This window comes from Paracoccus spongiarum (genome assembly GCF_030732095.1).
GTDB lineage: Bacteria > Pseudomonadota > Alphaproteobacteria > Rhodobacterales > Rhodobacteraceae > Paracoccus > Paracoccus spongiarum.
Window position 1 is genome coordinate 84,176 of record NZ_JAVAMQ010000008.1, and the last position, 24,708, is coordinate 108,883.

The window sequence follows — 24,708 nt, forward strand, 5'->3', positions numbered from 1 at the left end:
GATGTCGGGCATGAGCGACGCCGCACCCCTCTGGAGCCGGGACGAACCCCAAAGCCCCTGCATCAACATCTGCGTGATGCACCCCCATGAGGGGCTGTGTGTGGGCTGCCTGCGCAGCCTTGACGAGATCGCCGCATGGGCCAGCCTGCCTGCATCGGCACGGGCGCTGATCCTGGCCGAACTGCCCGCCCGCAAGCCCCGGCTGAAGCAGCGCCGCGGCGGGCGGCAGGGGCGGCGCGACAGCGGCGGCCCCGCCAACCCCTAGCGGTTGTAGCGGGCGAAGCCGCGCCGGTCCTCGGCCGTGAAGATCGCCCCGATCAGCCGCGAGGGCAGGGTGCCGGCAGCGGCAAGCGCCTCGGCCGCCTCGGGCTGACCGGTCGCGCCCCAGCGCAGCGCCAGAACGACCCGATCGGCAAGCGCGCCGGCGATCTCGGCCTCGGCGCGTTCCGACTGCGGCGGCAGGATCAGCAGGATGTGGTCCAGGTGCGGACGCAGCGCGGTCAGCAGCGCGGCAAGGCCGCGTTGCTGCGCGGGCGACAGCAGGTCGGCATCCGCCGCCAGCGCGACGATCAGCGGGCGGTCCGGCTCGGCCGCCAGTGCCAGCCGGTCCAGTTCGGCATCCGCATCCAGCCGCCCGCCAAGCCCCGACAGAACGATCCGGCCCGGCAACTGCGCAAGGGGGCCACCCGTCGCAGGGTCAAGGTCGATCAGCATGGTCCGCTCGCCCGCCTCGGCCATGCTGCCGGCCAGCAGCGCGGCAAGCCCGCCGCGCCCTGCCCCGCGCGAGATCGCGCCGATGCCGGTCACCAGCGCCCCCTGATCGGGCTTCAGCCGCTGCATCCGTGCGATCAGCCCGCGCAGGCTTCGCCGCGCCTCGGCATTGCCCGGTGGCAGGCGCAGCAGCGCCGAGGGATCGCGCAGCCTGCGCCCTGGCGCGGGGATCCCCGGCATGAAGCCCAGGGGCCGCAGGCCCAGCCCCTCGCGCAGATCGCCCGGCCGCCGCAACCGGTCGTCGGTCACCTCGCGCAGGAATCCAAGCCCCGATCCGAGGATCAGGCCGGCAAAGACGCTCAGCGCCAGCAGCCGCTTGGCGCGGGGCGACGACACCTGGTCGGGCGGCACGGCGCGGGCGATCACCCGCGCCGGCGCGCGCTGGAAGGTTTCGCGCTGCGCCGCCGAGATCATCTCTTGCAGCATCGAGCCATACTGGCTGCGCTTGGCCTCGGCGTCGCGTTCGAGCTCGCGCAGCCGGATCGATTTTTCGGCATCGGCGCTGGCGCGTTCGCGCAGTTGCGCCACCTGCGCCTCGGTCGCGACGATCTCGCGGCGGATCGCCTCCTGCTGGGTGTCCATCCGCTCGCCGATCTGGCCGGCCTCTTCCAGCATCAGGTCGCGCAGCTGCGCCTGATCCTCGCGGTTGCGGGCCACGATGTCGCTGCTCGCGCCCCATCGCGTGACGAGGTCGCGTTCCTCCGACACCAGCCCGGCATAGCGGGTCTGGAAATCGCGCAACGCCGGACTGGCCACATCGCCGCCCAACGTTCCGTCCATCAGCGCCCCCGCCGAGGCCGAGGCGACGATGTCGCGGATCTTGTCCTGCCGCGTCTGGATCCCGATCAGGTCGGACCGCAGGCCGATGAGACGGTCCGTGGCGCTGGTCAGTTCCGCCTCGGAGGGCAGGATGCCTTCGCGCATTGTGAACAGCTCGTTCTCGCGGCGATAGGCGGCGACAGCGCGGTCGGCCTGTTCCACCTCGCCCGCCAGCACCTGGACGCGCTGGTCCAGCCAGCTGGCGATCCGCCGGGTGTCGGCCAGCGACGCGTTGGCCGACACCCGGAAATAGGCGTCGATCAGCGTGTTCACCGCCTGCATCGCGAAGACCGGATCGGGCGAGGTATAGGCAATGCCGATGACATAGGTGCCGCCGTCGCGGCGGATGTCGAAGCCTTCCATCAACGTGCGGCGGATCATCTCGCGCCGGCTGGTTTCCTCGTTGGCGTCCGAAGGCGGCGGGACCGCCGCGTCGCCGGGCTGCGACAGCGCCGATTGCAACAGCTCGCGCACGGCGTCGAAGGCGCCGTCCTCGTCCTCCTCGGGCACGGCATCGAAGAGGCCCAGCGCCTCGGCCGCGGCGGTCGTCACCTCGCGCGAGGACATGACCTTCAGTTCGCTGTCCACGACCAGCGCATCCGACAGCAGCAGCGTCGGCGCCTCGGGTCCCGACAGCGAATTGGCGATGCGCGGGTCGATCACCACCTCGGCGCGGGCGGTATATTGCGGCGTGGCCAGCAGCACATAGGCCCCCACCGCCAGCAGCAGTGCCAAGGTCACCGCCGCGATCAGGCGCCATTGCCGTGCAAGGCCGCCGCGCAGCGCCCGCAGGGTCGAGGCCAGATCGACATCGGGCACGTCGTCGCGCGGGCCGTCATCGCGCCGCCAGCCCTTCGTGTCATCCTGGATCATGCCGCCTCCTCGGGGCGCTGCGCGCCCGCTGCCCGTGCCGCCAGCCCGGGCGCCACCTGCCGGGCATGGTGATACAGCGCGATGTCGGGCGCACACAACGCCTCGAGCCGGTCGCGCTGCGCGTCGGTCATGGCAAAGGGCGCCTCGTCGGCCTTGTTGTAATGGGCAATCCGCGGGCGCGGCCCGAACAGCGCGGCAAAGCCGTCGGCAAATCCGGGCAGGTCGTCCAGGAAGCCGATCAGCGAGAACCGTTCGATGTTGCGTCGCGCCAGCGCCAGCGCCCCGGCCTCGTCCTCGGGCGCGACGGTCGCCATCCCGCTGAAATATCGCAGCTTGTGCAGGGCCTTGCGCCGCCCCTCGGCGCTGTCCAGAAAGGCGTCGAAATCGCCGGTGAAGGTGCCGGTCCGCTGGTCCATCCGAAAGTTCGAGACGGTCCGCGCGACCGGATCGCGCAGGATCGTCACATAGCGATAGCGTCCGCCGAAATGCCGCCACGCAGCCTCGGAAAACAGGAAGTGACCATGGATCAGCGTCGCCTGATGCGCCATGTGCATCAGCACCAGAGCCTCGCGAAAGCGGGTGATCTCGTCGGCATGCGGGCCTTCGTCATGGAAGGACAGGTCGTCGCGACCGGCCTGCTGGATCGCCAGCGCCCGTCGGATCGAGGGCGAATCGAGAATGCCGATCTTGCGGTGCAGCGGCACCGTCGCATACAGCGCCTCGGAGACCGAGGTGCCGCCGCATTTGGGCACATGCAGGAACACGCAGGGATGGCGCAGGCTCTGCCCCGCCATGGTCCGCAGCGAACGTCCCGCGTATAGGCGCGAGCGCTGCTTGAAGCGGGCGAAGGGGGGAAGTTCTCTCATGGTCTTTCCTGTCCTCGTTGAGGCGGTTTCGGTCGGCGCGGCGCCAGGCTGATGCCCAGCATGACCAGCCAGCTCAGCATGAATTCGTGCTGGCGATAGAGGTAGGGTTCGGCCAGCGCGAGGTTCAGCGGCAGCAGGACGCTGACCAGCAGCCCGGCTGCCAGCGGCCCGCCATCCATGCGCCAGTTGCGGGCGACGCGACGCAGCGTGGTCACGATCAGCGCAAGGATCGCCACAAGGCCGGGCAGTCCGGTGCCGACCGCGACATCGGCGATGACATTGTGGAACGAGGCCGAGGTGGCGCCGGCCCGCAGCACCTCGAACCGCTGCGATTCGAATTGCGGGGCGGCCCAGAAGGCCCCGAAGCCGTGGCCGGTCATCGGCACCCGTGCAATCTCGCCCGCGGCGATCGCCCACAGGTCGGTGCGTCCGGTCAGCGTGGCGTCCTTGCCGGTCGCGTCCAGCAGTGCGGCCATCGGGTCGATCCCTGCCAGCGACAGGGCCAGTGGCGCCAGCGCCAGCGTCAGCACGGCCGCGACAACCGCCAGGTGCCGCATCCAGCCGGGCAGCCGCCGCCGGTTCAGCAGCATCAGAAGTCCCAGATACAGCGGCATCAGCACCACCGAGGTCATCGATCGCGACATCACCACCGCGACCGCGCCCATGACGATCGCGGCCGGTGCCAGCCAGCGCGTCGGGCGCGGCGCGGCGCCTGCCGGCATCAGCAGCAGGGTCGTCGCCAGCAGCATCAGCATCAGCGCCGTGTGCCCAAGGGTGTTCTTGTTGGCATAGATCCCGGTCAGTCCGCCAACGGCGCTGAAATTCGCGCCGCCGAACAGCCCCAGGCTGAAGTTCAGGATCGAGCCGGTGGTGCCGATCATCAGGGTCACGAAGGCCAGGATCAGCAGCTGCCGGGGCGCGAATCGCCAACCGAGATAGCAGGCCAGGCAGATCGTCATGGCGATCTGGATGCCGCCGACCAGGGTGGCCCCGCGCGCGGCCGACCACAGCAGAGAGACAAGGCAGACGGCAGGATAAAGCAGATAGACCCAGTTCCGCGCCAGCAACCGGAAGAAGCCCGGCCAGACCGACAGGAACCGCAGCGTCGCCGCCGCATAGATCACCGCCCATGCCAGCGGGCTGACGCCCCACCGGAAGGGAATGTCCGCCGCCGTCGCCATGAACAGCAACGCCAGCACCACGTCATAGCCCAGCCACATGGCCCGCTGGCCTATCCGCAGGGGCTGTGCCGGGGGGGATGCGATCAGACCGACCAATGCGCGAAGTCCATGCCGGTCATCTGGCGGAAACGGGCGGCATCGGCGGCCAGGTCGCCGCGCATCCGCGCCAGCAGGTCGGGCGGGAAGGCAGGCGGCCTGCGGCGCGGGCCGACGGCGCTGAGCCTGCGCAGCCGGTCCCGCATCCGCTGGTCCAGCACGCGGGTCAGCAGCGGCCGCATCGGCCCCTGCGCCAGCCGCAGCAGCGGCCGCGGCACCCGCGACAACTGTGCCCCCGAGTTATGTTCTGCCATGGTCCCCAGCATCATCGGTGCCGCGCCGACATGGGACAGGATGCGGTCGATCTGGGGCTGAGGCTGCGCCACAAGCTGGTCGAAATCGACGACCAGCAGCTGTTCGGAGCGGGCATGGTCCAGCCAGGCCTGCATCTGGCGGGCATAGCTGCTGATGTCGATCAGGCTGCGATATTCGTCGGTTCCGGCAAGCTGTTCGGGGCTGTCTACGATCAGCCCCATGTTCCATTGATGCCCATATTGCGACACCGCCCGCGCAACTGGATCGCGCACGACATAGATCAGCCGCGCCTCGGGGGCGTGCCGTAGCAGCCTTTCGGGCACGCCGGGAAAATCGCGCCGCTTGCTGTAATTCGGGCTGGCCTCGCCGCGGATCGGGCGCTGCGCATCGAATTGCGCGTGATACCAGTCGAGGCCGCGGCCGTAATTCTTGGTGGCGATGAAGAAGTCGGTTTCCTTGTCGCGCGACATCGCGATCTGGCCGTGCCGCGTCAGCAGCGTGTGCAGCGTGGTGGTGCCGGCGCGCATCGCCCCGATCACCACGAAGTCGATCGCGGCACGGTCGCGCGCCTGCGCGTCGGGGACGCGCCGTCCCTGCATCTCACTGCCCATATCCGGCCTCATATCGCATGCTGGACCAGCTGAAATGCCTCCCAGTAGCATTTCGACAGCGGCTGTCCCGGGGGAATCCGGAAATTCAGCGACCATTTTCGTGCCCTGACCTCCAGATAATCCGGCGCCATATAGTATTTGCCGCCTTGCGAGGCATGCAGGCCGATCGCGATCATCTTCGAAGCAAATTCATCGGTAATATCGACGAACCAGTTGGGGCGGAATGACACGTCATTATCAAGCCCCTCGGCCAGCAGCAGGGTCGGCCGCCACCAGGCGCGACGGGCAGCGATCTGGGCGGCGGCCTCGACGGCGGCGTGATCCTGATGCGTGGTCCGGCTGTCGCCGCTGAAATGGCTGATGATCATCTGCGGGCGATAGGCCTCCAGCAACGCCTCGACCCAGCCGACCAACTCGGCCGAGCGGGGCACATAGCCGTCGCGGAACTGCCCGAAGACGATCTCTGCGCCCAGGCCCTCGGCGGCGGCACGGGCCTCGGCCTCGCGGCTCCATGCCGTCGCATCGGCCCCGTTCTCGCCAAGCGTCGCGATGACCAGCACCACGCGCCAGCCGCTTTTGCGCAGCTTGGCCAGAAGGCCGAAGCAGCACAGCTCGGCATCGTCGGGATGGGCGAACACGGTCATCACGATTCGTTCGCCGCGGTCATCTGTCATCATCGTCATTCGTCGCTGCTTGGCCCGTTCCGTCGCGAAAGAAGGGGCGGTCCGGTGACAGGACCGGCCCATCCGCTCGCGCGCACCATGCCGATTTTCGGCGCAGTGTCGCCGTCATAATTTGCACCATACAGTTTATTTTTCATCGTCTTGTGAGGTGCACGGCACAAATCCGTCATGGAAACTGCCTGTTTCCCAGACCCGACAGGCAAAGATTCGCCGACGGGCCTGTTAGCGCAAGAAGTGATGGACCTGTGCGGAACCCGGGAAATTTGCGGCGCCGTCCGAACCTTAGGGTCCGAAGCCACATTTCTGATTTCAACCTGTGATGGATCGTCAGGGCCTCATGTCTCTAAAGGTTGATTAAAATGCATCTGACGCGGGGCTTTTTCTGCGATGCAGCAACAAATTGCCCATGCCTCGTGACACCGCTGTGGATCAATTGACAGGTGCGGGGCGCTGCGATCTTGGATGGCGGAAGGAGGTCGCGAGACGCCGCGATCCGACACCCATCGTCGTCAAGAAAGTGCACCCATGGCCCTCGACGCCGTCCACCCCCAGCGTGACACCCATGGCCGGCCACTTGCCGTCACGGCCGATTCGCGGCCTGCGCCGCATGCCCGGGCCCGCTTTCCCATGCCGGAGGGGCTCTATGCGCGCGGTGGCAAGCGGGTGCTTGATATCATCGGGGCGCTGGCGCTGCTGATCGTGTTCCTGCCGATGATCCTGATGATCGCGGCGCTGATGATGACGCAGCGCGGCCCGATGCTGTTCGGGCATCAGCGCGTCGGACGGCAGGGCCGCATCTTCAACTGCCTGAAATTCCGCACCATGGTCGTCGATGCCGATGAGCGACTGCAAGCCTTGCTGGCCCGCGATCCGCAGGCAAGGGCGGAGTGGCACGCGCATCGCAAGCTGGAAAACGACCCGAGAATCACCGCGACGGGCGCGCTGCTGCGGCGCACCAGCCTTGACGAGTTGCCGCAGCTGATCAATGTCCTGCGCGGCGACATGAGCCTGGTCGGGCCGCGTCCGGTGACGGCAGTCGAGTTGCACCGCTACTACGGCGATGCGTCGGCCTCGTACCTGGCGCTGCGTCCCGGGCTGACCGGCAGCTGGCAGGTCAGCGGGCGCAACGACATCAGCTACCCGGCGCGCGTCGCCATGGACGACCGCTATGCCCGCGGCTTTACGCTGATCGGCGATCTGGGCCTGCTGGCACGCACGGTTCGCGTCGTGCTGTGCGCGACCGGCAAGTGAGCCGCGCTCAGCCGCAACGCCGCGCGATCAGCAGCGCGACCACGGCAGCGACATTCGCTGCCGCGACGGCCCCCAGCAGGGCCGACCAGCCAGCGACATCCAGCACAAGAAAGAGGATCGCCCAGGCAAACGCCCCGACCGACAATCCGATGATCAGCGAACCAAGCAGCATCACCCACATTGACCACGCCGCGGGATCATTTGCCAGCCGCAAAGCACCGGGATCGGCCTCGACATGATCGGCCGCGCGACGACAGCCGCGCGGTCCGGCGAAGGTGCGGCGGGTCTTGTCGATTCCCTGCTGCTGATCGGCGCGCGGATCGGCGCCAACCTGCTGGCCCTGGTCTGGACGATGCTGCTGGTGCGGATGATCCAGCCCGAACTGTCCGGCATCGCCTTTCGGGCAATCGCGATGGCGCAGATCGGGTCGATCCTGCTGACGATGAATGTCGAAAGCGGCTCGGTGCGCGCCCTGGTGCCGGCGATGCAGGCCGGTCGGCTGGACGAGGCCGCGGGCTTCCTGCGCTTCAACCGGCGGATCATCCTGACGAGCCTGCCGATCCTCGCTGCGCTGACCGCCCTCTGGCACCTCTCCGGCATCGGCGGTGCCAGCCCCGCCCTGACGCTGGCGATCGCCGCGGCGATGGTGATGTGCGCGGTCGCCCGGATGACCGCGCGGCATGCGACGGCGCTGGGGGTCATGCGCAAGGGCCTGCTGCCCCGGCTTCTGACAGGCCCGCTGGTGCTGAGCGCGGGTCTGGGCCTTGCGCTGCTGCTGGGCCTTCAACTGATGCCCTGGCATGTCGCGGCGCTGTTCGGCCTGTCCGAGGCGCTGACCGTGCTGGTCCAGCGCCGCCTGTTGCGGGTCGCCTTCGCGCCCTTTGCCGGCAGGCGCCCGGCCGCGACGGCGTGGCGCGACTGGCTGTCCCTGGGGCTGTGGCTGTCGCCCGGCCTGTTGATGACGGAATACCGCAAGGCTGTGCTGATCGCATCGGCCGGGCTGTTGCTGCCCTCGGCGCAGCTGAGCCTGTTCGCGGTGGCGCTGTCGATCATGAACATCGTGAATTTCGGCGTGGTCGCCGTCGACGTGGCCTTCAGCCCGCGGATCGCGCGGGCGATGGCCGCCGACGATCCGGCGCGGCGCGACCGGATGCTGGCCGTCTCGGGCGCGATCAAGCTGGCCGGCCTGCTGCTTGCCGCCGTCCTCCTGGCGCTGCTGGGGAGGTGGGCGCTGGACCTGTTCGGCGCCGAATACCGTGCCGCCTGGCCCGCCCTGCTGGTCCTGATGGCGATTCCGGCGGGGTCGATCCTGTTCGGTCCTGCCTCGGTCCTTCTGTCCTCGCGCGGCATGGGCCGGGCTGATTTCACTGGCAATGTCCTTGGGGCGGCGCTGCTGGTCGGCGTCGTTGCGGCGGGCAGCGCCCTGAGCGGGCTGACCGGCGCGGCGGCGGGCGCGGCGGCCGGTCATCTGCTGTCCCAGGCAATCATGGCCGGGCTGTGCCGCCGGCGGCTGGGCATCGATTCCAGCCTCGCGACGCTGCGCCATCTTGCGCCGGCGCCGCGGCTGTCGCGGGCCGCCACATGACCGCGCGCGGACCCGACACAAGACTGGTCGCAACCCCTGTCGTCACCGGCCGCGAGGTGCTGCTGGTCGTTCCGGCGCTGAACGAGGCGGCCGGGATCGAAGCCTGCCTGCGGTCGCTGCTGGCGGGCGATCCGCGGCTGGCCGAGGTCGATGTTGTCGTCGCCGATGGCGGCAGCGTCGATGACACCCGGCGCATCGTCGCCCGGATGCAGGCCAGTTTCCCGCGCCTGAGCCTGATCGACAATCCGCAGCGCCTGCAATCGGCCGGCATCAACCGCGCCGTGCGGCACGCCGCCCGGCCGCGCCATCGCTATCTTGTGCGCGCAGATGCCCATGCGCTGTATCCGCCGGGCTACGCGATGCGGGTGGCCGACCGGCTGGCAGCGACCGGCGCGGCGTCGGTCGTCGTGCCGATGGATTCGCGCGGGACGGGCTGTTTCCAGCGCGCGGCCGCCTGGATCGTCGACACGCCGCTTGGCTCGGGCGGGTCGGCACATCGCGGCGGGCGACGCTCGGGCGAGGTCGATCACGGCCATCACGCGGGCATGGCCCTTGACTGGTTCCACCGGATCGGCGGCTATGACGACGGCTTCAGCCACAACGAGGATGCCGAACTGGACCTGCGCCTGCGCGATCAGGGCGGACGGATCTGGCTGGCAGCGGACCTGCGCCTCGACTACCGGATGCGCCCCGATGCCGCGGCGCTGGCGCGGCAATACTGGAATTACGGGCGCGGCCGTGCCCGCACGATTCGCAAGCACGCCGTGCGGCCGCGGCTGCGACAGGTCGCACCCGCGATCAACCTGCTGCTGCTGGCGCTTGGCGCGCTCCTGGGAGTGCTTGGCGCGCTGGCCGGCAGCCCGGCGATGATGGTGGCCGGTTCGCTGTGGCCGATGGTCTATCTGTCGGCCCTGGCGGCGGCATCGGCCTGGATGGCACTGCGCCACGCCAGCCCCTGCGGGCTTTGGGCCGGTCCTGCACTGGCGGCGATGCATCTGCCCTGGGGGGCGGGATTCCTGACGGGACTGCTGAGAAGGAGGGAGCCGAAGGCACCATGAAGATCGACATCCTGATGTGCACCTTCCGGCGCCCGCAGGTGGGCGAGGCGATCGAGGCGGTCGGCAGGCTGCGCCTGCCCGCCGATGCCGATATCCGGCTTGTGATCGCCGACAATGACGACACCGACACGGCCCGCGCGGTCGTGAGGCAGGCCGCAGCCACCCTTCCCTTCCCCTGCCTCTATCTGCATGCCCCGGCCCGCAACATCTCGCTGGCACGGAACGCCTGTCTTGACGCGGCAACCGCGCACGGCGCCGACTGGATCGCCAGCCTCGACGACGACGAGACGGTCCATCCGGACTGGCTGGTCGAAATGATGGAGGCGGTGCTGTCCAGCGGCGCGGATGGCGGCTTTGGCAAGGTGATCGCGATCTATCCCGAGGACGCGCCCGAATGGGTCAGCCGGCTTGACCTGCATTCCAGCCACCCCGAACGCGGCCGGTCGCGGCTGCGCACCGGCAACAGCGGCAATGCGGCGCTGCGCTGGCGCGGCACGGCATGGCAGGACCAGCGATACGACCTGTCGCGCGGCACCACCGGCGGCGAGGATACCGAATTCTTCCTGCGGCTCAGCGACATGGGCCTGCGCTTCGTCGCGGCGCCCAGGGCGGTCGTCACCGAACCCGTTCCGCCCGCGCGCCAGACGCTGGAATGGCTGTCGCTGCGCCGCTATCGCATGGGCCAGACGCATATCGTCACCGCGCGTGGCCCGGCCGGGCGGGCACGGCTGTTCCTGACCGCAGCCGCCAAGGCCGGGTGGTGCCGCACCATGCAGCGGCTGACCGCCGGCGACGAGACGCGGCGCAATTTCTGGTTCCTGCGCGGACAGCTGCATCGCGGAGTCTGCGCGGGCCTGCTGGACCGGCCGGCGCCGCAGCTGTACGGCCGCGACCCGGTGTGACGCCGATGCCGGACAGCGCCCCCATCGCCGGACTGCCGGTCGCGGTCTTCGGCTTCGATCTTGCCGAGGCCGCGCAGATCCGGCGCATCCGGTCGCTGATCGCGCTGGGCTGCGACGTCACATCCTTCTGCCAGCGGCGCGAGGGCAGCCCCGATTTCACCCCTGAATGGCGCAATGTCGATCTGGGGCTGGTGCGGCACAACGACATCCGCGGCCGTGCGGCGGGGGCGGCCCGGGCGGTCGGGCGGGCGCTGGTCGGCTGGCGGCGGATCGCCGGGGCGCGGCTGATCGTGGCGCGCAACCTCGACCTTGCGATGATCGCCCTGACGGCACGCCGCCTGGCCGCGATCCGCGCCGGGCGGCAGGCCGCGCCCCTGGTCTATGAGTGCCTCGACATCCACGACCTGATGACCCGCCGAGACCGGATCGGCCGGATCATGCGCCGCGCCGAGCGGCATGTGCTGTCGCAGGCCGAACTGCTGGTGGTCTCGTCGCCCGGATTTCTGGAAAATCATTTCACGCCGGTGCAACGCTATCGCGGCCCCTCGGCCGTGGTCGAGAACAAGCTGTGGCTGGGCCTTGACGCCGGTGCCCGCCCTCCGCGCCCGGCGCCCCGCCGCCCGGACGGCGCGCCGCTGACCATCGGGCTGGTCGGGTCGATCCGCTGTCAGGCCTCGGTCGACCTGCTGATGCGCACTGCCGATCTGATGGGCGACCGGCTGCGCGTGAGGATCGCCGGGGCGCTGCACGACCACGCGCTTGACGGCTTTGCCGCGGCGCTGGCCGCGCGCGGCAATGTCGACTGGACCGGCCGCTACGCCTATCCGCAAGGGTTGGCCGCCGCCTATGATTGCTGCGATCTGGTTTGGGCGCAGGACATGTGGCAGCGCGGCACCAATTCCGACTGGCTGCTACCCAATCGCATCTACGAAGCCAGTTGGTGCGGCTGCCCCTCGCTGGCGCTGTCGGACACACAGACGGGCCGGCAGATCCTGCGGCAAGGCCTGGGCTGGACGATCGACCGAGCCACGCCCGAGGCACTGGCGGCTTTCCTGACCGCGCTGCGCCCCGAGGATCTTCGGTCCCGGCGCGATGCCCTGCTGGCCCGGCCCGAGGCGGATTTCGTCCAGACCAAGGATGATGTGCTGCCCTTTCTGGCGCCCGCGCTGCGGGGTCGCGGTCCGCTCGGCCTGGGCGCCGCTGCCGCCTCCGCCACCGGCTGATCAGCCGCGCAGGCTGCGCCACAGCGTCAGCACCGCGTCGGCCAGATCGCCGCTGCGCGCCAGCAGGTGTTCGCCCGCCAGGCCCTGCGTCTCGGCGCCCCGGTCGATGCGCGCGATCAACCGCATCAGCCGCCGGCGATGGATGCCGGTCCAGACCTGTGCCGGATCGGCCAGCAGCCCCGCGAAGGTCGTCACCAGCGAGGCCAGCGCCGCCAGCACCAACCCGGTCAGCACCACCTGCGTCGTCGTCGGCTCGGCCGGGAACAACCCGGTCCACAACCGTCCGAGACCGTTGCCCAGCACGAACTCCTCGATGGCGCGGTTGCGGGCGCGCTGCTCGGCCAGCGGTCCGGCCAGCGAGATGACCCCCGGCGTCGCGGCGCCGAACATGAAAAGCCCGGTCCCCAGCACGATCAGCGAGGTGGTGATCTCGGCCACGGCGTTGCGCGTCTCGGTATAGGCATCGACGATGGGACGCCGGATACCGGACGGCAACTGCGGGATCAGCCGCTGCGCCTGCATGGCATCGAGAAAGGCGGTCAGGTCCTGGTTCAGCGTCCGCGCCAGATCGGATTGCAGGAAGATCTGGCGCGCGGCCAGCCAGCGCGCGGGCCCCGCCAGCCCCAGACGGCCCAGCCCCCAGGCGATAAGCCGCGACAGCAGGAAGACCGGCGACAGCATCACGTTGACGGGCGCCCGCAGCAGGTCCAGGCCCAAGGCCGCGCGATGCAGCCGCAGCGTCCCGCGCGGGCCATAGCGTGCCCGCACGAAGCCCTCGACCGCGCGCCGTCGCGCCGCCTCGACATCCTGATCGACGGTCATGCTGCCACCTGCCCCGTTGCGACCTCCACCCGCGCGTCAGCACCGAGATGGGGGCTGCGCGCCGCCCGCGCCAGAGGCGCGCCGGCACGAAGGGCAAACCGTCACAGAAGGAAGTCGCCCTCGCCCAGCCGTGTGACGCCCGCGATCAGGATCTCCAGATCGGCGCGGCCGTCGCCGTCGTTATCGGCCCGCACGATGCTGTTGCCGCCCTGACGGACGACCCAGACCGAATAGTCATCGGCGCGCCCGCCGTTGAAGTCGAAGCTCTGGTTGCCGGACTGGCCCCGGTTGGCGTCGATGCCGCGCAGGTCGATCTCGTCGCTGCCCGAGCGGAACTCGTAGATCCGGTCGCGGCCGCTGCCGGTGTCGCTGTGGCCCTCCTTGCGGAAGACGAAGACGTCGCGCGTCGCGCCGTCCAGCCCGGCATACAGCAGGTCGGTGCCGCCATCCCCGGCCAGGGTGTCGCTGCCCGACCCGCCGCGCATCGTGTCCCTGCCGCCGCCGCCGCGCATGAAGTCTTGGCCAAGACTGCCATCCAGAAGGTCGTTGCCGCCCCCGCCCAGCAGCCGGTCGTTCCCGGCCAGACCCGCCAGCCGGTCATTGCCGCCAGCACCGGACAGGCGGTTGTTGCCGCCATTGCCGTTGATGCCGTTCGCCGCACCGTTGCCCGTGCCGCTTACCCCTGCAGTGCCGGTCAGGGTCAGGTCCTCGATCCCGGCGGCAAGGCGCACCGAATGGCTCGCGAAAAGGCGGTCGATGCCGCCATTGGCCGCCTCGACGATCACGTCGCTCGCGTCGATCACATAGCGGTCGTCACCGCGGCCGCCCACAAGGGTGTCGCGCCCCGCGCCGCCATTCAGCAGGTCGTTGCCGTCGCCGCCCAGCAGCCGGTCATTGCCAGACAGGCCCGACATCAGGTCGTTACCGCCAAGCCCGGTCAGCACGTTGTTACCGGTATTGCCGGTGATCGAATTGGCCAGCGCGTTGCCGGTTCCGTTCAGGTTTGCGCCACCCTGCAGGGCGAGGTTCTCGAAGTCGCTGCCAAGCGTCCGCGAATGCGACGCGATCACCAGATCGATTCCGGCATTGGCGGATTCGACGATCACATCGGTCGGGTCCACCACATAGCGGTCATTGCCGGTTCCGCCGGCCATGGTATCGCGCCCCGCGCCGCCGTCCAGCAGGTCGGCGCCGTCGCCGCCGAACAGCCGGTCGTTGTCGCCCTGGCCGTAGATGCGGTCGTTCTGCGTGCCGCCCGACAGCAGGTCATTGCCGGCCTGGCCGAAGATCACGTCATTGCCGCCGAGGCCCTCGATCCGGTCGGCAACGCTGGTGCCGATGAGGGTGTTGTCGGCCGCCGTGCCGCGGATCGTGCCATCCAGGATGGTCGCCGTGCCGATCGCCGTGGTGGCGCTGGAGGACAGCGTGCCGGGAAAGGGCGGTACGACGCGCAGCAGGAACTGTTCGTTGCCCTCGAGGATCAGGTCGTTGAGGATCGGCACCTCGATCTCGACCCGGGTCTGGCCGGGCTTGAAGGTGATGTTGCCCGACCGCGCCGAAAAGTCGCTGCCGGCGCGGGCCGAGCCCTCGACCGTCTGATAGCGCAGCGTGACATCCGAGGTGGCGGCGGTCGAGATCTCGACCGCGAAAACCGCGACCCTGCCGCCCGGTCCCTCGCGCACCTCGGCGCCCGAGACGGCGACGGTCCGGTTCAGCCCCGGCCCGTCATTGTCCAGCACCCAGCCGGTCGCCGAGATGCTGCGATTGCCGCCCGCGAAGGTTGCCCCGCTGGGGTCCTGCAGTCGCACGAAATAGCTGCGGTCCAGTTGATCGGTGCTATCCCACGAGGCACGCAGGGTGATCTGCTGCGTCGTCTGTCCCGGCGCGAAGGTCACCGTTCCGGTCAGCGGCGAGGTGCCTGCATACACGTCGGCTCCGGGCACGGCCGATCCCGCTAGCGTCGTGTAGCCGACGGTCACCGCATCCGCAGCGGGTTTGGACAGCCGCACAGTGTGAACCACATAGTCGAATTCGACGGCAGTGGAGCTTTCGATCGAGATGATCGGTGCGCCGCCATCGTCATCGAGAATCAGCGCCGTGCCCGTCGCCCCGCCCACGCCATGCGCGCCATTCACGACCAGGTCGAACCGCTCGCCGATCTCGGCGACCGAGTTGTTCGCCAGGTTGACCTCGACGGTCGCCTCGGTCTGGCCGGCGCGGAATGTCACGCTGCCAGACTTGGCGGCGTAATCCGATCCCGCCTTCGCGCTGCCGTTCTGGGTGGTGAAGGTAAAGCTGCGGTCGGTGTCGAAGGCCTCGGACAGGCTGACGGTGAAGATCGCCTTGCCGCCGGCCGCCTCGGTCACCACGATATCGCTGACATCCATGGCGCGATTATTGCCCGGCCCGTCATTGTCGAGGGCCCAGCCAATCGCCGTCTGAGTGTGAATGTTGCCGCCGAAGGTCGCGCCGACGGGATTGAACAGCTGCAGCATGACGCTTTCGTCAAGCTCGTCCACGGACTCCCAACTGGCGCGCAGGCTGATGGTCTTGGTGGTCTCGCCCGGGGCGAAGGTGACCTGTCCCGACAGCGCGTTGGTCCCGCTGACCACTGCACCGTTTCGCTCCCCGGAACCTGATAGAGTGTTGTAGTCTACCGTCACCGCGTCCAGCGCGGGTTCGGACAGCCGAATGGTGTAGATCATGTATTCAAATTCGGTCGCGGCCGTGCCCTCGACCGAAATCACCGGCAGGGCCCCATCGGTATCGACGATCTCGGCCAGTGCCGTTGCGCCGGTGACATTATGCGCCCCGGTGATCGACAGCCCGAACCGTTCGGACAGTTCCGCCACGGAATCGTTGCGCAGATCGACCTCGATCGTCGCGGTGGTCTGACCGGCAAGGAAGGTGACCGTTCCGCTGCGCGCCGTGTAGTCCGAGCCGGCCTTCGCCGTGCCGTCATGGGTCTGGTAGCTGAAGCTGCGGTCGGTGTCGAAGGCCTCGGACAGGCTGACGGTGAAGATCGCCTTGCCGCCCGCCGCTTCGGTGACCACCGGGGCCGAGACGGCAAGCGCGCGGTTCAGGCCCGGGCCGTCATTGTCCAGCACCCACCCCACGGTCGTCAGGCTGTGCACATTGGCGCCCAGGCTGACGCCGTCGGCATTGAACAGGCGCAGCACAAAGTTTTCGTCAAGCTCATCAGTTGACTCCCAGTCGGCCCGCAGGACGATCGTCGCGCTGTCCGCTCCCGGCGCGAAGGTCAGCACGCCATTCATCGGGCTTGTGCCATTGACCACGTCGTCGTTGCGCTCGGCGCTGCCGGACAGCACCTGGTATTCGACCGTCGCGGCATCCAGAACCGGTTCGGACAGGGTCACGAAGAAGGTGATGTATTCAAATTCGACCGCCGACGCCGGCGCGATGCTCAGGATGGGATCGGGCATGGGGAAACTCCACGGTAAACCGTGCGCTGGCGCAGCGCGTGACTGGGAAAGAAACCTGATGCATCAGTGTGATTCTCTCGATTTCGTGAGACAAGCGTTTTTTTGCCGACCTGGCGCAACCCCCTCATTTGGAACGCTTTATTCCCGCAATCTTGACAACCGGGGGCTGCGCGCCGGCCGGCCTGCCTTTCGTGAGGTTGCAGCATCTGAACGAATCATCGCGGCCCGCCCGCCTGTGCGTGCGCGCGACCTGTGCGACACCGGACAGGCTTATGTCCCGCCCGGATTGCCGCTAACATGTCGCAAGGACCATTGCAGGAGATCCGCAGGATGGCGCCGCTCCGGCCCGTGATCGAGATGACGAACGTCACCAAGTATTTCGGCGAATTCAAGGCGCTGGACGATGTGACCCTGTCGGTGGACCGGGGCGAAAGGGTGGTCATCTGCGGCCCTTCGGGGTCGGGAAAATCGACGCTGATCCGCTGTCTGAACCGGCTCGAGGCGCATGATTCCGGACGCATCGTCGTGGACGGGATCGAACTGGGCGACGAGACCGCCAATATCCGGGCAGTGAGGCAGGATGTCGGCATGGTGTTCCAGCAGTTCAACCTGTTTCCGCATCTGACCGTGCTGGACAACCTGATGCTGGGTCCGATGCGCGTGCGCGGCATGGACCGGGCCGCCGCCGAGGCGCTTGCGCGGCAGTATCTTGACCGCGTGCACATCCCCGAACAGGCCGACAAGCTGCCCTCGCGGCTGTCGGGCGGCCAGCAGCAGCGCGTGGCCATCGCCCGGGCCCTGTGCATGGAGCCTGCCATCATGCTGTTCGACGAGCCGACTTCGGCGCTGGACCCCGAGATGATCCGCGAGGTGCTGGACGTGATGGCCGAACTGGCCCAGACCGGCATGACGATGATCTGCGTCACCCATGAGATGGGCTTTGCCCGCAAGGTTGCCGACCGGATGGTGTTCATGGCGGCCGGCAAGATCGTCGAGATCGCCCCGCCCGCGCGGTTCTTCACCGCCCCGGCCAGCCGCCGCGCCCGCGCGTTCCTGGACCAGATCCTGGAGCATTGACGGGTGAGGGGCCGCACGTCGTCCGTTTCGCGCGCCATGCGCCGGCTCATCGCCTCGCGGATCATGGCGGTGGCACTGTACCTGCTGGTGGTCGGGCTGATCGTCCGCACGGCGCTGAACGGCGCGGCGGCGATGGGCTATAACTGGCAATGGTATCGAATTCCGCAATATCTGTGGACGCGCGGCGCGGACGGTTGGCAGGCCGGCGAGTTGCTGACCGGGCTTGGCGCCTCGATTCTGCTGTCGGCCGCGGCCTTTTCCCTGGCGCTTGGGCTTGGGCTGGTGGTCGCACTGCTGCGGCTGTCGGACCTGGTGGTCGGGCGCGCCGTTGCCCGGCTGTATCTGGAAATCGTGCGCAACGTGCCGCTGCTGGTGCTGCTCTATGTCTTTTATTACGTCATGGGGCCGATCTTCGGGCTTGACCGCTATCTCGCCTCGATCCTCTGCCTCGGCGTCTATCACGCCGCGCTGGTGTCCGAGATCGTGCGCGCCGGCATCAATTCGGTGGATACCGGCCAGCGCGAGGCCGCCGCCGCCATCGGCCTCAGTCGCGGGCAGACCTACCGCTTCGTGATCCTGCCGCAGGCGGTGCGGCTGATGCTGCCGCCGATGACCGGCGAGGCGGTGAACCTGATCAAAAGCTCGGCCATCGTCTCGGTGATCGCGGTCGCGGAACTGACCACCGCCGGGCGCAACATCATCTCGGACACCTATCTCAGCTTCGAGATCTGGTTCACGGTTGCGGCGCTGTATCTTTTCGTGACCCTTTTTCTGTCGCTGTGCGTGTCTCGTCTTGAACGACGCCTCGCCGTCGCAACCTGAACCGATAACCGGGAGTGAACCGATGAACAAAAGAAGGAACCTGCTGGCCGGCGCGCTGGCCATGGCCGGGGTACTGCTGACCGGCCTTGCCGCCACCGCGCAGGAGGCGACGCAGGCGCTGTCGCGCGAAAGCGTCATCGAGGGCATCAAGGAACGCGGCGTGGTGAAGATCGGGCTGTCGCTGTTCGTGCCCTGGTCGATGCGCGCGACCAATGGCGATTTGATCGGCTTCGAACTGGATGTCGGCCGCAAGCTGGCCCAGGACATGGGCGTCGAGGTGGAATTCGTCGAAACCGCCTGGGACGGCATCATCCCGGCGCTGGTGGCCGGCAAGTTCGACGTCATCATCTCGGGGATGAGCTGGACCCCGCAGCGCAACCTGACGGTCAATTTCAGCGATCCCTATGCCTATTCGGGGCTGAAGGTGGTGGCCAATAAGCAGATGACCGAGGGCCTGACGCTCGAGGGGCTGAACGATCCCGCGATCACCTTCGCCGCCCGGCGCGGCGCCACACCGGCCGCCGTCATCGCCCGGCTGTTCCCCGAGGCCGAACTGCTGCTGTTCGACGAGGATGGCGCCGCCACGCAGGAGGTTCTGAACGGCAATGCCCATGCCACCATGTCGGCCGAGCCGACGCCCTCGCGCGACGCCCGCACCCATCCCGAGACGCTGGCCGTCTTCAGCGACCAGGTCTTTGACGAAAGCGGCGAAGGCTTCGTGCTGCGCAAGGGCGATCCCGACGCGCTGAACTATTTCAACAACTGGATCGCGCAGAACTGGCGCTCGGGCTGGCTGAAGGAACGCCACGACTACTGGTTCACCACCGAGGACTGGGCCGATCAGGTCGAATGACGCCAGACCACCCCGCCCTGCCGCGCCGGCAGGGCGGGCCCGTCGCGGAGTGATCGGGCGCGGGCTGGCCCGGCTGCACTGGCTGGACTGGCTGCTGCTTGCGCTGATCGGGCTGTTTGCCTGGCATGTCTGGGCGCAGATCGACGGCGCGCTGAACTACAAGTGGCGCTGGCAGATCATGCCGCAATACCTGCTGCGCTTCGACGACGAGGCGGGGCGATGGGTGCCCGGCACGCTGATGGTGGGGTTGCTGAACACGCTGCGCATCTCGGTGATGGCGGCGGCGCTGGCGCTGCTGCTGGGGGTGGTCGTGGGCATCGCGCGATGCGCCCGTCAGCTGACGGTCAGGATGCTGGCGCGCAGCTATGTCGAGCTGCTGCGCAACATCCCCTCGGTCGTGGTCATCTTCATCTTCTACTTCTTCCTCTCGGAACAGCTGATCGCCGCGCTGGAGGTCGAGGCATGGGCCCGCGAGGTCGCGCGGGGCGAGAATGCCTGGCTGTGGCAGATCGCCTTCGGGGACATGCGCCGCTTTCCCTCGCTGGTTTCGGGCATCCTCGTGCTGGCGCTGTTCGAGGCCGCCTTCGTGGCCGAGATCGTCCGCGCCGGCATCCAGTCGGTGCCGCAGGGCCAGCGCGAGGCGGCGCGGGCGATCGGGCTGGGCTGGCGCGACGAGATGCGCTTCGTCGTGCTGCCCCAAGCGATGCGCAAGGTGGTTCCGCCGCTGGCCAGCCAGTTCATCGCGCTGGTCAAGAACTCGGCCATCGTGTCGCTGATCTCGGTCCACGACCTGACCTATCGCACGGTCGAGCTGGTCTCATCGACCCGCGCCATCTTCGAGGCCTGGATCACCACGGCGATCCTCTACGGGCTGCTGTGCCTGTGCCTGTCGCTGCTGTTCCGGCGGCTTGAATGACGCATGGCATCCGCCTGCGTCCGCGCTATCCTGCGGGTCATGAAAGGGGATCAGGCCCATGCCCGAAGCCGCCGTCACGCCGCTGACCCAGGCCCTGTCCGAAGGCCGTCTGACCCGCGCCGAGTTGCGGGCGCTGATGGCCCGCTCGGATCGCCCGGCCGCGATTCACCTCGCCCTGTGGTTCCTGCTTCTGGCCGCAACCTCGACACTGGTCTGGCTTGCGCTGGGCAGCTGGTGGCTGGTCCCCGCGATGTTCCTGCATGGCGTGGTGCTGGTGCATCACTTCTCGCTTCAGCATGAATGCGTCCACTACACCGTGTTCCGCACCCGCTGGCTGAACGATCTGGCCGGCAACCTGTGCGGGCTGGTGATCGGCCTGCCGCACCAGTTCTTCCGCTATGAGCATTGCGACCACCACAACCATACGCAACTGCCCGGCGACGACCCGGAACTGATCGAGATGCCGCGCACGCTGGGCGAATATCTGTGGTATCTGTCGGCCATTCCCTACTGGCGCGGCAAGCTGACCGAGCTGCTGCGCCACGCCGCCGGCCGGCTGACGCCCGCCGAGCGCCGCTTCGTCCCGAAGGTGGCCGAGGCCGCGGTGATCCGCGAGGCGCGGCTGATGCTGGGCGTTTACGCAGCCATCCTTGCGGCGATGCCCCTGCTGGGCTGGTGGGCGCCGCTGTGGTTCTGGCTGGTCCCGCTGATCCTGGGCGAACCGGTGATGCGCTTCATCCGCATGACCGAGCATGTCGGCAGGCCGACCGTGGCGGAGATGCGGTTGAACACGCGCACCAATCTGGTGTCGCGGCCGCTGCGCTTCCTGTGCTGGAACATGAATTTCCACGCCGAACATCATTACGCGGCCTCGGTGCCCTATCATGCCCTGCCGCGCCTGCACGAGAAGCTGAAGGACTACCTGCATGTCGAACCCGGCGGCTATCTGGGCGCGCATCGCGACATCCTGTCCCGGCTGCGGGCGGGCTCGCGTGACTGACCGGCCGGCGCCGCAGGATGGCGACTGGCACGACCTGATCGCGCTGGACCGGCTTGAGACGGGCTGGGTGACGCCCGCCATGCTGGGCGCGCGGCGGCTGGCGGTCTATGACACGCCCAGCGGCATCCATGTCTCGCTGGCGCTGTGCAATCACGGCGGGGCCGATCTGTGCGATGGCTATCTGGACCGCCACCTGATCGAATGCCCGCTGCATCAGGGCGCCTTCGACGTCCGCGACGGCCGGCCCCTCGGCGCGCCGGCGACCCGGCCGATGATCGTCTTTCCGGCGCGCATCCGCGACGGGATGGTGCAGGTCAGGATGCCGCGCAGCCCGGCCCGATCAGCGCCGCCCCGCAATCCCTGACCACCTGCGAGATGCCGGTCAGCCGCTCGGCCAGCGGGGTCGTCTTGCGCCAGATCATCCCGACCGTGCGCGACGGCTGCGGCGCGGCAAAGCGCGAGATCGCGACTTCGGCGGCCCGCGTCTCGACCGGCACGGCCATTTCCGGCAAAAGGGTCACGCCGATCCCCGCCCCGACCATCTGGACCAGCGTGGACAGGGAACTGCCATCCATCATCTCGCGCGGGCTGGCAGCGCCCAGATTGCAGAAGGACAGGGCCTGTTCGCGAAAGCAGTGCCCCTCTTCCAGCAGCAGCAGGCGCATCTCGCGCAGGCTGTCGCGGTCGGGCACCGGCTTGCCCTGATCTGCGGGCGGGCGGACCAGAACAAAGCTTTCGGCGAACAGCGCAACCTCGGTCAGCGACGGTTCGGACACCGGCAGCGCGACGATGGCGGCGTCAAGCTGGGCGTCGGCCAGTTCCTGCAACAGCCGCGAGGTCATCGTCTCGCGCACATGGATGTCAAGACCGGGATGCGAGGTCGACAGGCTGCGGATGATCGCCGGCAGCAGATAGGGCGCGATGGTGGGGATGATCCCCAGCCGCAGCCGCCCGCCCAGGGGGTCCTGGGCCGCGCGGGCCATGTCGCCCAACTCGTCCATCGCGCGCAGGATCGCGCGGGCGCGCGGGGCGAATTCCTCGCCGAACAGGCTCAGCCGCACCTGCCGCGACCCGCGTTCGAACAGCGCAAGGCCCAGTTCCTGCTCAAGTTCCTTGATCTGCACCGATAGCGCCGGCTGGGTGATCGAACAGGCCGAGGCGGCATGACCGAAATGCCCGTGCAGCGCGAGGGCGTCGAAATAGCGCAGCTGTCGCAGCGTGATGTTTGCCATAAGCGAATATTATCGTCGCAATCAGAATAATCAACTTATTCTGATTGGCTGCATTTGCTAGACTAAGTCATCGCGCGGGCCCCGGGTGGCCCGTCTCAGGCATTTCAGGAGGCGAAGATGGACGGCAACGATCTGGCGGCGGGCACCTGCCCGGTGAACCATGGCGGCATGCGCAAGGATCGCTTCAGCGGGCGAAGCAATCGCGACTGGTGGCCCAACCAGCTGAACCTCAGGATCCTGCATCAGAACACCGCCCTGTCGGACCCGATGGGCGGCGATTTCGACTACAAGGCCGCTTTCCGGAAACTGGATCTGGACGCGGTCAAGCGCGACCTGTTCGCGCTGATGACCGATTCCAAGCCCTGGTGGCCGGCCGATTACGGCCATTACGGGCCGTTCTTCATCCGCATGGCCTGGCACAGCGCCGGCACCTATCGCACCGGCGACGGGCGCGGCGGCGCGACCTCGGGGACGCAGCGTTTCGCGCCGCTGAACAGCTGGCCCGACAACGCCAATCTCGACAAGGCCCGTCGCCTGTTGTGGCCGATCAAGCAGAAATACGGCGCGGCTCTCAGCTGGGCCGACCTGATGATCCTCGCCGGCAATTGCGCCATCGAATCGATGGGCGGCCCGATCTTCGGCTTTGGCGGCGGCCGCGCCGATGTGTGGGAACCGGAAGAGGACATCTACTGGGGCACCGAAGAGGAATGGCTGGCCACCAGCGACAAGCCCAACAGCCGCTATTCCGGCGAGCGCGTGCTGGAAAACCCGCTGGCCGCCGTGCAGATGGGCCTGATCTACGTCAACCCCGAAGGCCCGGACGGCAATCCCGACCCTGTCGCCTCGGGCCGCGACATCCGCGAGACCTTCGGCCGTATGGGCATGAATGACGAGGAAACCGTGGCGCTGACCGCCGGCGGCCATACCTTCGGCAAATGCCACGGGGCGGGCGACGCCGGGCTGGTCGGCCGCGAACCCGAGGGCGAGGACATCGCCGCGCAGGGGCTGGGCTGGATCAGCAGGTTCGAAAGCGGATCGGGCGACCACACGATCACCTCGGGCATCGAAGGGGCCTGGACGCCGAACCCGATCGCCTGGGACAACGGCTATTTCGACATGCTGTTCGGCTATGAGTGGGAACTGACGAAAAGCCCGGCCGGCGCGCATCAGTGGACGCCCGTGGGTGTGGATCAGGACCACATGGCGCCCGCCGCGCACGACCCCTCGCGCAAGGTCAAGACGATCATGACCACCGCCGACATGGCGATGCGCATGGACCCGATCTACGAGCCGATCTCGCGCCGCTTCCATCAGGACCCCGCCGCCTTCCGGGACGCCTTCGCCCGCGCCTGGTTCAAGCTGACCCACCGGGACATGGGCCCGAAGGCCCGCTATCTGGGCAAGGACGTGCCGGCCGAGGACCTGATCTGGCAGGACCCGGTCCCGGCGGCCGATCACCCGCTGATCGACGCCCCGGAGATTGCCGCGCTGAAGCAGCAGATCCTGGCCACCGGGCTCTCGGTGCCGGAACTGGTGCAGACGGCATGGGCCTCTGCCTCGACCTTCCGCGGTTCCGATCGCCGGGGCGGTGCCAATGGCGCGCGGATCAGGCTGGCCCCGCAGAAGGACTGGGCGGCGAACCAGCCCGAACAGCTGGCCCGCGTCCTCGCCGCGCTGGAAGGCGTACGCGATGCGTTCAATGCCGCTGCGACGGGCGGCAAGGCCGTGTCGCTGGCCGATCTGATCGTGCTGGGCGGCGCCGCCGCGATCGAGCAGGCCTCGGGCGGGTCGGTCAGCGTGCCCTTCACGCCGGGCCGCACCGATGCGACGCAGGACCAGACCGATGCCGACAGCTTCGCGGTGCTGGAGCCCGAGGCCGACGGCTTCCGCAACTACCTGAAGACCGATTACAGCGTTCCCACAGAAAAGCTGCTGATCGACCGCGCCCAGCTACTGACGCTGACCGCGCCCGAGATGACCGTGCTGCTGGCCGGCCTGCGGGTTCTGGGCAACAACCACGGCGGGTCGAGCCATGGCGTGTTCACGGACCGCCCCGGCCAGCTGACGAACGACTTCTTCGTCAACCTGCTGGACATGGGGACCGAGTGGAAGCCAGTCGAGGGATCGCCGGATCTGTTCGAGGGTCGCGACCGCGTCACCGGCGAGGCGAAATGGACGGCGACGCGCGTCGATCTGGTGTTCGGGTCGAACTCGCAGCTGCGGGCGCTGGCCGAGGTCTATGCCGCCGACGATGCCGCGGGCAAGTTCCGGCAGGATTTCGTGGCCGCCTGGAACAAGGTCATGAACGCCGACCGCTTCGACCTGGCCTGACCGAAGGACCGGGCGCCGCGACAGGCGGCGCCCGGCAC

22 protein-coding genes are annotated in these 24,708 nt (G+C 68.4%); 13 read left to right on the forward strand and 9 right to left on the reverse strand.

All coding sequences use genetic code 11. From position 1 onward, the window contains the following. Window positions 1–10: 10 nt before the first annotated feature. A complete protein-coding gene (locus tag Q5Y72_RS10460) occupies window positions 11–265 on the forward strand; it encodes a DUF1289 domain-containing protein (protein WP_305963362.1) in 255 nt (84 codons plus the stop codon). On the opposite strand, the gene Q5Y72_RS10465 is transcribed toward Q5Y72_RS10460, so the two are convergent. From Q5Y72_RS10465 to Q5Y72_RS10485, 5 genes are read right to left on the reverse strand one after another with little or no spacing between them, the layout of a single operon-like run. Further along, entirely contained in the window at window positions 262–2,463 is a 2,202-nt protein-coding gene (locus tag Q5Y72_RS10465; protein WP_305963363.1) for a GumC family protein, read from the reverse strand. The two genes, Q5Y72_RS10460 and Q5Y72_RS10465, sit on opposite strands and share 4 nt — an antisense overlap. Continuing rightward, the gene (locus Q5Y72_RS10470; RefSeq protein WP_305963364.1) at window positions 2,460–3,329 is read right to left on the reverse strand and encodes a sulfotransferase family protein; all 870 of its coding nucleotides are present in this window, start codon (window positions 3,327–3,329) and stop codon (window positions 2,460–2,462) included. The genes Q5Y72_RS10465 and Q5Y72_RS10470 overlap by 4 nt, the downstream gene beginning before the upstream one ends. Beyond that, a complete protein-coding gene (locus tag Q5Y72_RS10475; RefSeq protein ID WP_305963365.1) occupies window positions 3,326–4,549 on the reverse strand; it encodes an O-antigen ligase family protein in 1,224 nt (407 codons plus the stop codon). Before Q5Y72_RS10475 ends, Q5Y72_RS10470 begins: the two co-directional genes overlap by 4 nt. Window positions 4,550–4,593: 44 nt before the next feature. Beyond that, window positions 4,594–5,472 carry a sulfotransferase domain-containing protein gene (locus tag Q5Y72_RS10480; RefSeq protein WP_305963366.1) on the reverse strand — a complete coding sequence of 293 codons (879 nt, stop codon included), beginning with the start codon at window positions 5,470–5,472 and terminating at the stop codon, window positions 4,594–4,596. Window positions 5,473–5,480: 8 nt separating this feature from the next. Further along, window positions 5,481–6,146: a PIG-L deacetylase family protein gene (locus Q5Y72_RS10485; protein WP_305963367.1), complete on the reverse strand. Its 666-nt coding sequence runs from the start codon at window positions 6,144–6,146 to the stop codon at window positions 5,481–5,483. Between the two features lie 534 nt (window positions 6,147–6,680). Between Q5Y72_RS10485 and Q5Y72_RS10490 the strand changes: the two genes are divergently transcribed. Beyond that, window positions 6,681–7,406 carry a sugar transferase gene (locus tag Q5Y72_RS10490; protein WP_305963368.1) on the forward strand — a complete coding sequence of 242 codons (726 nt, stop codon included), beginning with the start codon at window positions 6,681–6,683 and terminating at the stop codon, window positions 7,404–7,406. Window positions 7,407–7,413: 7 nt separating this feature from the next. Here Q5Y72_RS10490 and Q5Y72_RS10495 read toward each other — a convergent pair whose 3' ends face one another. Beyond that, window positions 7,414–7,578 carry a hypothetical protein gene (locus tag Q5Y72_RS10495; RefSeq protein ID WP_305963369.1) on the reverse strand — a complete coding sequence of 55 codons (165 nt, stop codon included), beginning with the start codon at window positions 7,576–7,578 and terminating at the stop codon, window positions 7,414–7,416. 63 nt (window positions 7,579–7,641) lie between these two features. On the opposite strand from Q5Y72_RS10495, the gene Q5Y72_RS10500 reads away from it, so the two are divergent. The 4 genes from Q5Y72_RS10500 to Q5Y72_RS10515 are packed head-to-tail and all read left to right on the forward strand — an operon-like array spanning window position 7,642 to window position 12,174. Then, window positions 7,642–8,991: a polysaccharide biosynthesis protein gene (locus Q5Y72_RS10500; protein WP_305963370.1), complete on the forward strand. Its 1,350-nt coding sequence runs from the start codon at window positions 7,642–7,644 to the stop codon at window positions 8,989–8,991. Then, window positions 8,988–10,049, forward strand: a complete 1,062-nt coding sequence (locus Q5Y72_RS10505) for a glycosyltransferase family 2 protein (RefSeq protein WP_305963371.1) — start codon at window positions 8,988–8,990, stop codon at window positions 10,047–10,049. The genes Q5Y72_RS10500 and Q5Y72_RS10505 overlap by 4 nt, the downstream gene beginning before the upstream one ends. After that, on the forward strand, window positions 10,046–10,951 hold the full coding sequence (locus Q5Y72_RS10510) for a glycosyltransferase family 2 protein (RefSeq protein WP_305963372.1): 906 nt from the start codon (window positions 10,046–10,048) through the stop codon (window positions 10,949–10,951). Before Q5Y72_RS10505 ends, Q5Y72_RS10510 begins: the two co-directional genes overlap by 4 nt. A gap of 5 nt (window positions 10,952–10,956) precedes the next feature. Then, entirely contained in the window at window positions 10,957–12,174 is a 1,218-nt protein-coding gene (locus Q5Y72_RS10515; RefSeq protein WP_305963373.1) for a glycosyltransferase family protein, read from the forward strand. Here Q5Y72_RS10515 and Q5Y72_RS10520 read toward each other — a convergent pair whose 3' ends face one another. Together Q5Y72_RS10520 and Q5Y72_RS10525 are read right to left on the reverse strand one after the other, a co-directional pair. Continuing rightward, window positions 12,175–12,996, reverse strand: a complete 822-nt coding sequence (locus Q5Y72_RS10520) for a DUF6635 family protein (RefSeq protein WP_305963374.1) — start codon at window positions 12,994–12,996, stop codon at window positions 12,175–12,177. Window positions 12,997–13,097: 101 nt separating this feature from the next. Then, window positions 13,098–16,439 carry a Calx-beta domain-containing protein gene (locus tag Q5Y72_RS10525; RefSeq protein WP_305963375.1) on the reverse strand — a complete coding sequence of 1,114 codons (3,342 nt, stop codon included), beginning with the start codon at window positions 16,437–16,439 and terminating at the stop codon, window positions 13,098–13,100. 330 nt (window positions 16,440–16,769) lie between these two features. Here Q5Y72_RS10525 and Q5Y72_RS10530 point away from each other — a divergent pair, with 330 nt between their 5' ends. The 6 genes from Q5Y72_RS10530 to Q5Y72_RS10555 are packed head-to-tail and all read left to right on the forward strand — an operon-like array spanning window position 16,770 to window position 21,471. Continuing rightward, window positions 16,770–17,516 (forward strand): amino acid ABC transporter ATP-binding protein, encoded by a 747-nt coding sequence (locus Q5Y72_RS10530; RefSeq protein WP_305963376.1) that lies wholly within the window; start codon window positions 16,770–16,772, stop codon window positions 17,514–17,516. Between the two features lie 36 nt (window positions 17,517–17,552). Next, window positions 17,553–18,338: an amino acid ABC transporter permease gene (locus tag Q5Y72_RS10535; RefSeq protein WP_305963377.1), complete on the forward strand. Its 786-nt coding sequence runs from the start codon at window positions 17,553–17,555 to the stop codon at window positions 18,336–18,338. A gap of 22 nt (window positions 18,339–18,360) precedes the next feature. Beyond that, a complete protein-coding gene (locus Q5Y72_RS10540) occupies window positions 18,361–19,191 on the forward strand; it encodes a transporter substrate-binding domain-containing protein (protein WP_305963378.1) in 831 nt (276 codons plus the stop codon). Window positions 19,192–19,240: 49 nt separating this feature from the next. After that, window positions 19,241–20,107, forward strand: coding sequence for an amino acid ABC transporter permease (locus Q5Y72_RS10545; protein ID WP_305963380.1), 867 nt, complete (start codon window positions 19,241–19,243; stop codon window positions 20,105–20,107). 58 nt (window positions 20,108–20,165) lie between these two features. Beyond that, a complete protein-coding gene (locus Q5Y72_RS10550; protein WP_305963382.1) occupies window positions 20,166–21,107 on the forward strand; it encodes a fatty acid desaturase family protein in 942 nt (313 codons plus the stop codon). Further along, window positions 21,100–21,471 carry a non-heme iron oxygenase ferredoxin subunit gene (locus Q5Y72_RS10555; RefSeq protein WP_305963383.1) on the forward strand — a complete coding sequence of 124 codons (372 nt, stop codon included), beginning with the start codon at window positions 21,100–21,102 and terminating at the stop codon, window positions 21,469–21,471. Before Q5Y72_RS10550 ends, Q5Y72_RS10555 begins: the two co-directional genes overlap by 8 nt. Here Q5Y72_RS10555 and Q5Y72_RS10560 read toward each other — a convergent pair. Then, entirely contained in the window at window positions 21,422–22,339 is a 918-nt protein-coding gene (locus Q5Y72_RS10560; RefSeq protein WP_305963384.1) for a hydrogen peroxide-inducible genes activator, read from the reverse strand. The two genes, Q5Y72_RS10555 and Q5Y72_RS10560, sit on opposite strands and share 50 nt — an antisense overlap. 117 nt (window positions 22,340–22,456) lie before the next feature. Here Q5Y72_RS10560 and katG point away from each other — a divergent pair, with 117 nt between their 5' ends. Continuing rightward, window positions 22,457–24,670 carry a catalase/peroxidase HPI gene (gene katG / locus Q5Y72_RS10565; RefSeq protein WP_305963385.1) on the forward strand — a complete coding sequence of 738 codons (2,214 nt, stop codon included), beginning with the start codon at window positions 22,457–22,459 and terminating at the stop codon, window positions 24,668–24,670. The last annotated feature ends 38 nt before the right edge of the window (window positions 24,671–24,708 follow it).

What these genes read in the sequence shown, in the direction of transcription:
- Q5Y72_RS10475 (WP_305963365.1), bottom strand. Translation starts at nt 4,549, where the DNA reads ATGTGGCTGGGCTATGACGTGGTGCTGGCGTTGCTGTTCATGGCGACG.
- Q5Y72_RS10500 (WP_305963370.1), top strand. Translation starts at nt 7,642, where the DNA reads ATGATCGGCCGCGCGACGACAGCCGCGCGGTCCGGCGAAGGTGCGGCG.
- Q5Y72_RS10540 (WP_305963378.1), top strand. Translation starts at nt 18,361, where the DNA reads ATGAACAAAAGAAGGAACCTGCTGGCCGGCGCGCTGGCCATGGCCGGG.
- Q5Y72_RS10470 (WP_305963364.1), bottom strand. Translation starts at nt 3,329, where the DNA reads ATGAGAGAACTTCCCCCCTTCGCCCGCTTCAAGCAGCGCTCGCGCCTA.
- Q5Y72_RS10480 (WP_305963366.1), bottom strand. Translation starts at nt 5,472, where the DNA reads ATGGGCAGTGAGATGCAGGGACGGCGCGTCCCCGACGCGCAGGCGCGC.
- Q5Y72_RS10505 (WP_305963371.1), top strand. Translation starts at nt 8,988, where the DNA reads ATGACCGCGCGCGGACCCGACACAAGACTGGTCGCAACCCCTGTCGTC.
- Q5Y72_RS10525 (WP_305963375.1), bottom strand. Translation starts at nt 16,439, where the DNA reads ATGCCCGATCCCATCCTGAGCATCGCGCCGGCGTCGGCGGTCGAATTT.
- Q5Y72_RS10535 (WP_305963377.1), top strand. Translation starts at nt 17,553, where the DNA reads ATGCGCCGGCTCATCGCCTCGCGGATCATGGCGGTGGCACTGTACCTG.
- Q5Y72_RS10465 (WP_305963363.1), bottom strand. Translation starts at nt 2,463, where the DNA reads ATGATCCAGGATGACACGAAGGGCTGGCGGCGCGATGACGGCCCGCGC.
- katG (WP_305963385.1), top strand. Translation starts at nt 22,457, where the DNA reads ATGGACGGCAACGATCTGGCGGCGGGCACCTGCCCGGTGAACCATGGC.
- Q5Y72_RS10515 (WP_305963373.1), top strand. Translation starts at nt 10,957, where the DNA reads ATGCCGGACAGCGCCCCCATCGCCGGACTGCCGGTCGCGGTCTTCGGC.
- Q5Y72_RS10530 (WP_305963376.1), top strand. Translation starts at nt 16,770, where the DNA reads ATGGCGCCGCTCCGGCCCGTGATCGAGATGACGAACGTCACCAAGTAT.
- Q5Y72_RS10560 (WP_305963384.1), bottom strand. Translation starts at nt 22,339, where the DNA reads ATGGCAAACATCACGCTGCGACAGCTGCGCTATTTCGACGCCCTCGCG.
- Q5Y72_RS10550 (WP_305963382.1), top strand. Translation starts at nt 20,166, where the DNA reads ATGCCCGAAGCCGCCGTCACGCCGCTGACCCAGGCCCTGTCCGAAGGC.
- Q5Y72_RS10520 (WP_305963374.1), bottom strand. Translation starts at nt 12,996, where the DNA reads ATGACCGTCGATCAGGATGTCGAGGCGGCGCGACGGCGCGCGGTCGAG.
- Q5Y72_RS10485 (WP_305963367.1), bottom strand. Translation starts at nt 6,146, where the DNA reads ATGACAGATGACCGCGGCGAACGAATCGTGATGACCGTGTTCGCCCAT.
- Q5Y72_RS10460 (WP_305963362.1), top strand. Translation starts at nt 11, where the DNA reads ATGAGCGACGCCGCACCCCTCTGGAGCCGGGACGAACCCCAAAGCCCC.
- Q5Y72_RS10490 (WP_305963368.1), top strand. Translation starts at nt 6,681, where the DNA reads ATGGCCCTCGACGCCGTCCACCCCCAGCGTGACACCCATGGCCGGCCA.
- Q5Y72_RS10495 (WP_305963369.1), bottom strand. Translation starts at nt 7,578, where the DNA reads ATGCTGCTTGGTTCGCTGATCATCGGATTGTCGGTCGGGGCGTTTGCC.
- Q5Y72_RS10510 (WP_305963372.1), top strand. Translation starts at nt 10,046, where the DNA reads ATGAAGATCGACATCCTGATGTGCACCTTCCGGCGCCCGCAGGTGGGC.